The sequence below is a fragment of the Streptomyces sp. NPDC034049 genome (assembly GCF_055575575.1).
Map to the genome: position 1 here is coordinate 1 of NZ_JBVISJ010000039.1, position 7469 is coordinate 7469.

Sequence of the window (7469 nt, forward strand, 5' to 3'; positions counted from 1 at the left end):
CCTCACGGAACTCCGGATCGAACTTCCGTCGCTTCTCCGCCATGACTCCCAACTTCCCCTGCAGTCACGGTCTTCACGCTACGAGGGGAGGGACAGTACTGGTGATGGTCGCCGGTGAGTCCGGGCGCCTGGCGGCCCGTCTGCTGCCCAGCGACGCCTTCCGCAACGTGTGGATGGCCCACTGCCGGACGCTGCAGGAATGGGATGCCCTCCCGCACACCCTGCGCTGGGGAACCGTAGAGCCTCGGTCCGTGCCGTCCTGGCTTTTTGGCCCACAGGCATGGGACCTGTCCTGGAGCGCGTATGTGGCACGAGCCGAACTGGCGCAGCTCACCGTCCAGACCGGCTTGTCGGTGCCCGCGTTTCACGCCGCCCGCCGCAGGCTGAAGGCGGCGTTCCCGGCCCAGCCGTCGGCGACCTCCCCGGACGCCTTCGCCGCAGACCTCAAGGCCTGGGTGGACGACGCGAATACCGCCGCCACCTCGCTGGCGCGCTGGTCTTGGGAACGCTCCGCCATGCGCCGGCTCGACGAGGCGCCGCAGCTGCTGGCGCTGCGCGCCCAGGGCCGCGCCGTGCCCGGCGACGACGGGTATCTGGCCGTCGCGGGCAACTACTACCGGGTGGGTGCCTGGGGTGCGCGGCGCAGGCTGACCGTGGAGATCACGGAGACCGAGGTGGTGATCCGCAGCAGCGGCTACCACGTCGGCGGCTTCCACATCCTGGCCTACGCCCGCAGCTGGGCCAGCGGCGTACGCCTCACGGAGCCGCGGCGCCACACGGTGAGCGAGTCCGGGATCAGCCGGACGGTACCGGGCCCATGACCGCTGTCCCGGACACCGGATCACGCCTCCCACGACGGCGAGGACACCTGCGCGCCGCTCGACCCGTGCAAAGTGGCGCGCAGGTGTCCTCGCCGCCGTCGGCAGCAGTTGTTCATTGCGAACATCGTGGCCGTCGTCGCCGCCGTTCCGGTCGACCCGACCGTGCGTCCCCAGCACCACGCCGCCCCGCACGCACAGCCAGGCCAGCCCGAACTACCAAACGCATGCCGAGGGCATCCAGCTCGGCCCGACGTTCCGCGCTCAGCTTGGCGGCCCTACGGCGAGGCTGCCGCAGGCCGCGACATCGGGGTACAGGGCAGCGGGATCAGGAGGGGTGGGCACGGCTCCTGATTGTGCCCGAGCCGCTGATTCCCGGGATGGGCGGCCCCAACGACCTGCAGCCTCGCCGGTGACAACAAGCCTGCCTATGTGACAACTACCGTGCTTCGGCTCAACACAGAACAGGTCCCTGCCCCGGTCGCTGCCGGGATTAGTAGTCGAGGTCGAGGTAGTCGATGTCGTTGAGGGTGACGTCGGAGAGTCCCAGGGCGCGGGCTCCGCCGTCTTGGAAGTAGATGTCTTTGAGTCCTTCGGCGATGATCTGGCGCATCTGCTGGTCGCTGGCACCCGTGTTGCGGGCGTCGAACAGTCGTTGTGCGTACGCCGGGGGGAGATGCACGGTCAGGCGCCTGAACCGTCCGTCGTCGGTGGTGCCGACGGGTGCGGTGTACCCGAACCGGGCCCTGGTCTCCACCGTGATGCCGCGCGTGGTGGCGGCCTGCTTCTGTCGGCGTTTGCGGACCTGGGGCTGCCAGCGCTGGCGTACCGCGTCGTCGATTTTCGCGGCGACGTCGGGGCGGGCGTGTTTGCGGGCGCCGCGGCGGTAGCGGTTGACGGAGTCGGCGGTGACGCCGATCTCCTGTGCGACGGCCTTCGCGCTGCCCAACTGCCGGATCAGGTAGCCGATCTGCCCTTTGAGTGTCTTGGGTGGCTGGCGGGTGAACGCTTCGCGGTCGGCGCGTTCGATGGCGTCCTCGATCTCTGCCACAGTTCAGCCCTTCTCGCCGGTGAGGTTCTGGCCGCCGGTGCCGGCCGGCGGGAACCAGGTCTTGTGCGTCGGGCCGGTGTCTGGCACTGGCCTACTCTCCTTCGTCGAGGACGGCGTCGCCGCCTTTGATGTGGCGGGCGGGGTTGTGGCCCTGTTCCATGAGGTCGACCGCCCACAGCATCATCTGGACGCCCTCAAGTTTGGCCAGGCCGGGGGTGGGTCCGAGGCGGAAGGCGCCGGGCTGGGGCTTGCCGGAGGCGGCGTAGGGCAGGAAGTCCAGCGGGCTCGCGCCCGGTGAGGGGTAGACGACGCAGTCGGAGAGCACGGCGAGCGGGTACAGGCCGGTCATGGTGGCCATGTTGCGCAGTTTGCGGTGCATGTTGATGCGGGCCTTGGCGATGACGGCGGCGCGGATGTCGGGGCGCCAGGTCGGCCGCTGGAGGGCCGGCCACCGCTCGCCCTCCTTGTACTTCCTGCCCTGGGGGCGTTCGCGGAGCTTGCCGATGCCGCCCTTGACGGTGGCCTTGATCGCGGCCAGGACGGCCGCCATGGCGGGGTCGGCGTCCTTGTGCCGCTCCATCGCTGCCAGGAACTCGGCATCGGAGAGGTCTTTGGTGACGCCGAGGTCGGCGAGGGTGTCGACGTACGCGGTCTTGAGCCGGTCGTGCCACGGGTCCAGGTAGGCACCGGTCTCCCGGCGCAGGTACCCCTCCAGGGGAGCGACGTTGAAGCCGAGCTCTTGGGCATAGGCGACGGTATGCGTCTGGTACCAGGCCGGACCGGCTGGCCGGGTGCCATCCGGGGTAAAAGGCGAGGGCAAGCGCGGGTCCACCTCGACGTGGGAGAGGTCGACCAGCCAGGAGCCGGGGATCTTCGGGTTGAACGTGGGGGTGTGGAAGTGGTCCGGGGCGGACAGGCCGACGACGAGGCGGGCTGCGGCGGCGAGGAAGGCGGTGTTGAGGTCCAGGCCGACCGCGTAGGGCAGCGTGCACTCCTCATCGCTCAGCAGGCTGACGTCGCGCACCCACTGGTACGCCTCCTCGTTCAGGAAGCCGCCGCTCCAGCCGCTGTCCACGACGACGGGGTGCTCCGGGGTGGCCTCCGGCGGCGCCGGGTCCATCGGCTCCGTCCCGAGGCTGCCGGGGTTGTGGCCGGGCACCCAGTTCCCGCTCGCTTCGTCGCGCACCGCGCGGGTGGGCGGGCGCAGCGCCGTCATCAGCTCCAGCCCGGACACGGCCGTGGAGCCGCGCGGGGTGATGACCCGCTGAGCGTAGGTGCCGAGGACGCGGGCGACATCAGCAGGTTCCATCTCGCAAACGCCGGGCCAGGACCGCTCATCGAGGGCGTCCCACGGCAGGATCGCCAGCTGCACGCACTGCCGCTCACGCCCCTGGATCTTGCGGTAGATCCGTGCCCAGGGGCCGAACCCGCGCTGGGTGAGCCGCCATTTCGCTTTCACCACCTGCTTGACCACCGGGTGGTCCTCGGGAAGGCGAAGGGAGCGGCGCTGCTCGTGGCCTTCCAGGCGCTCGGGGAGTCCGAGCTTCACGGCGGCCGCGGCGGTGAGCACGATCAGCGGGTCACTGTCCTTGCCGTTGCGGTGCAGACGCGGTGCACCGAGGCCGGACTCGCGCAGCGTCCACTCCACCAGCTCCACCACCGTGGCCGCGGGGCAGTCGAGCACGATCCCGTCCACGCCGTACGCGCAGCCGTCACCGTCCAGCACCACGAGCGGACCGTGCGGGAACCGCGGATCGGCTGCAGGCCTCGCAGAGGCCGGGCGCCGCGACGTCGCGGCGGACCGGGTGGCGGGGCACGTCGGCCCCCCACCTGGAACGTCGACAGGCTGCGGCGCGTCTGTCCTCGCCGCCTCGGACGCGGCCGGTTCAGCAGACGCCGCCGGTGCTGTCGCGACAGCCGAGACCACCGCGGCTGCGCCGGGAGCGGGGTACTTCGCCGCCCACCCGTTCAACAGCCGCTGGTATGCGTCCAGGCGCGGCGACTTCGGCTCGCTGCGGCCGTTCTCCCAGTTCTTCACCGACTGGGTCGTGGTCTTCAACGCGGTGGCGAGGCGGGCCTGAGTGATGCCGGCGGCCTCACGCAGCCGGGCACGCTCCGCCGGAGGCGGTAGATGCGGCTCCTCGTTCAGCAGAGCGTCGACGGACGCGAACAGCTCTTCTTCAGATGCCATGCCCTGCCACCTTCACCTCAGGACCCGAATCGCTTAACCACAAACTTATCCCATCCTTTATCCCCTAGGACCCATTTCAGCCCCAGCGCGTCCAGTGCGGTGAAGCGGGTCCACGCTGCGCTTCGCGCGGTGTGCTTACGGTCGTCGGGGAAGGGGAAGCGTGATCTCCATGACGAGCGTGATGCAGCACTACGGCCTGCTGTGGACCGACCCGGACGGCGCCCCGCAGGCGTCGGCCGGCGGGTACGACAAACGGTCGGCGAAGCGTCGCCGCACCGAACTCAAGGCCGTGGGCTGTACCCGTGTCGAGATCGTGCCGGTCAGGCCGGGTGAGGTTCCCGAGCCGGTTTCCTGAGCAAAGCGGCACGAGGTAGAGCACACCAGCCGTATCCCGTTCAGCAGCGCCTGAAGGCCCCGTGCAGCGCGCCGACCAGCCACTGACCCGACCCTTCAGTCGAACAGGCCGAGGTCCGTGAGCAGCTGGCGGCGTGTATCGGGCAGCGAGTCTCGCCTGCTGCGCATGTTGCTGCGCCACACGCCGAGTCGGACTTCGGCACCGTCCTCCAGTCGCTCTACGTGCCCCCGTGGGACGGTCACGTGCCCTTCCCGGGTCTTGTACTGCGCGAGGGCCGCGACGCCGCGCTCGAAGGCGCTCATGGGCGCTGTAGAGGGCTTCGCTGGCGTCTTCGGCTCCGGGGCGATTGGCGTGATGCCGAGCTGCTGCAAGCGTTCGTGCTGCCCGTCGTGAAGGGCCTGCCAGACCTCGGGCTTGCGCTGCTTGGCCAGCCATTTCCCGATGTCCATGCCGTGGACGGTGAGGCCGGGCAGTACCTCGGTCTCACCGGCCTGTCCGTGTTCATCGGCCAGGAGCTCGTGTAGGGCGGCGTAGTGGCGTTGCCAGTCCGCCGACCACGGCGGGTTCCAGTCCTTGTCCACGGCTTCCAACGCGGTCTTCCACTCCGGGTGCCCGTCCAGCGCACCCGCGCGGCGCAGGTTGCTCAGCCACTGTCCCACCGGCCGGTCCAGCATCTTCGCTGACCTCGGAGCGCACAGCGTCCAGTGCTGCTCGTAGTAGGCCTTGGCGGCTTCGAGGTTTTCCTGGAACCGCTCGTCCGTCACCGACCACACCATGCCGAGCTGCTCGAGCCGGCGGGCACGCAGCCCGCTCATCTCCCCAGCCGAGAAGGCCCGCCGTTGTTCCGCGACCCATTGCCCAAGCGGTGTCGCGCCTTCGCGGTATCCGTAGGGCACGCGGGCGTTCCCGACCCGTTCGACGTACGCCTTCAGCTTCGCCCAGCCACGGGCCCAGTCCTGGCGCTCGGTGTCGATCACGTTGAAGGAGACCCAGTCGGCGACCATCACAGGATCCCGGGGGGCCGCGAAACGGAGCAGGAGCCGGGATTCGTCCTCTCCTTCCCCGGGCGCCGAGCCGATGTTCACAGACGGTTGCGCGACGTCTTTCTGAGGCTCCTGAGGAATAGCCAGCAACTCAACGGCCTCTTCATCATGAGCCCGCAGCCCTTCCAGGACTTTCACCAGAGGCCGGTAGGAGCCGGAGGTGAACATGTCCTCGGGCTGCTCTCCGGGCTGCAGGAAGACCGGCACGATCAGGGAGGCGAGTTTGCCTTGCCCAGGCTTCTGACGGAGTGCCCGGCCGATGGCCTGGACGATGTCGTGCGGCGCACCCTTGGGGTCCAACAGGGCGACTGAGTCCACCGCGCGGATGTCGACGCCCTCGCCCAGGACCCGGCAGTTGGAAAGCACGGCCCGCTGCCCCGTGGACCCGAACGAACCCAGGACCTCTCGCCGGCGTTCGGGGACGTGCTCGCCGCACAGCCAGTCGGCCCAGACCCGCTTCGGGTACGTCTCGGGCTGATCCGCGTGCAGCTTCGCAGCCACCCGCTCCAGTCCTTCCGCGTACGCCTGCGCCTCGATGGTCCGGTGGTGGAAGGTGATACACGTCGACAGGCCGTGCTCAGCCATCGTGTGCAGCAAAGCGGCCTGCAGCGCCCCGAGACGCTGCCCGCGCACCTCTTCCGTGTGCCGCTCCTCGCCCATCAGCCTCTCGGGCGTGACGACGGGGTCCTTCAGCTCCAGCACGATGATCTGATACCGCGCCAACAGGCCACGCGAGACGGCAGAGGCGAGCGAGAGCTTGTACAGGACGGGACCGAAGACCCTCTCGTCGTCCATCGAGGCCGCCATCTGACGCGGCAGCGGATCACGCACCCCCTCAGCAACCTCCCGGCCCAGCCGCTCCTCCCAGATCCGCGGCGTCGCCGTCAGATACAACCGCCGCAACGCCGGGATGACGCTCTGGTCATGGATGTCCGCCCACGCCTTACCCATCGACCCCGACGTCCGGTGCGCCTCATCCACCACCGCCAGGTCCACCGGATCCAACTTCTGCCCGTACACGCCCTCGAAGGCCTCCGCCAGAACACCCAAAGACGCGTAGGTGGCGTAGATGGTCACCGGCCCCTGCCCGTGCCACAGCGCCAACTGGATCGGGTTCGTCGTAGAGCGCACCTTCAACGACCACAGCTCCGGATCGTCCTGGAGCGAACACACCGCAACCGCCGGCCCCTTGTGCCCTGTCTCGTGCCACGCCCGCACCGTCTGCGCCAGCAGATCCAGCGTCGGCACCAACACGAGCACACGCCCCCTGGGCACAAGCCGCCTCGCCGACGCTGCCGCGATGACGGTCTTCCCCGTGCCACACGCCGCGTGCACCTGCCCACGAAGACCATTCCAGGGCACACCGCTCGGCGGGACATCAAGACCCCGCACAATGGCGGCAACGGCCTCGACCTGGTGATCACGCAGCTTCACAGCCATGGCCCCATGCTCTCCTTTTCGCGGAATGCAGCGCGTAATAGCAAATGGAAACCAGGCGCAAGGGTGCGCGGCGGTAGGGTGTAGCATCTGATCCCATACTCTACACAGAGATGATTCGTGATGCATCACTCCGAACCAACTTCTGCACCCGAGGGTGACACCTGACTCAATCCCATCCACGAACGGCCGGGTGTCCTATATGCTGACAGGGTGTTGGTGAACACATCGGGACAGTCAGACGATGGGGGAGTGGTTCAGGGTGGAGCGCAGCGGAACCCGTCGCTACCGTGAGGCCGGCACTCCGTCAGGCCGACGACCTGTCACATCCGTTACAGGGATGGTGGCTGGGAATCCCAAGCCCTACACAGACCCGCGCTTGATGCACCCCCTTACTGCCAGCCCCAAGAATCCCGCTTGCGGGATTCCATCAATTCGCGCTTGCGCGAATTGATGCGCATTTAGAATTCCGCTTGCGGAATTCGATTCCCGCGCTTGCGCGGGAATCTGGCGGAGCGTCAGCGGAGCCGTTTCCTATGCAGCGCGCCAGCGCTGCATATCCCGCTCCGCGGGG

General features: G+C 68.7%; 5 protein-coding genes. 2 read left to right on the forward strand and 3 right to left on the reverse strand.

Going from position 1 to position 7469, the window contains the following annotated elements; all coding sequences use genetic code 11:
- Positions 1-104: 104 nt before the first annotated feature.
- On the forward strand, positions 105-821 hold the full coding sequence (locus ACZ52C_RS41750; RefSeq protein WP_469079755.1) for a hypothetical protein: 717 nt from the start codon (positions 105-107) through the stop codon (positions 819-821).
- Positions 822-1311: 490 nt separating this feature from the next.
- Here the strand turns inward: ACZ52C_RS41750 and tpg are convergent, their stop codons facing one another.
- Together tpg and tap are read right to left on the reverse strand one after the other, a co-directional pair.
- Complete coding sequence (tpg, locus tag ACZ52C_RS41755; protein ID WP_469079756.1) at positions 1312-1869, reverse strand: telomere-protecting terminal protein Tpg; 558 nt, start codon at positions 1867-1869, stop codon at positions 1312-1314.
- Positions 1870-1960: 91 nt separating this feature from the next.
- On the reverse strand, positions 1961-4060 hold the full coding sequence (gene tap / locus ACZ52C_RS41760) for a telomere-associated protein Tap (protein WP_469079757.1): 2100 nt from the start codon (positions 4058-4060) through the stop codon (positions 1961-1963).
- Positions 4061-4229: 169 nt separating this feature from the next.
- Between tap and ACZ52C_RS41765 the strand changes: the two genes are divergently transcribed.
- A complete protein-coding gene (locus tag ACZ52C_RS41765; RefSeq protein ID WP_330269493.1) occupies positions 4230-4415 on the forward strand; it encodes a hypothetical protein in 186 nt (61 codons plus the stop codon).
- A 95-nt stretch (positions 4416-4510) separates the two neighbouring features.
- On the opposite strand, the gene ACZ52C_RS41770 is transcribed toward ACZ52C_RS41765, so the two are convergent.
- Positions 4511-6898: a helicase associated domain-containing protein gene (locus ACZ52C_RS41770; protein ID WP_469079758.1), complete on the reverse strand. Its 2388-nt coding sequence runs from the start codon at positions 6896-6898 to the stop codon at positions 4511-4513.
- Positions 6899-7469 lie beyond the last annotated feature (571 nt).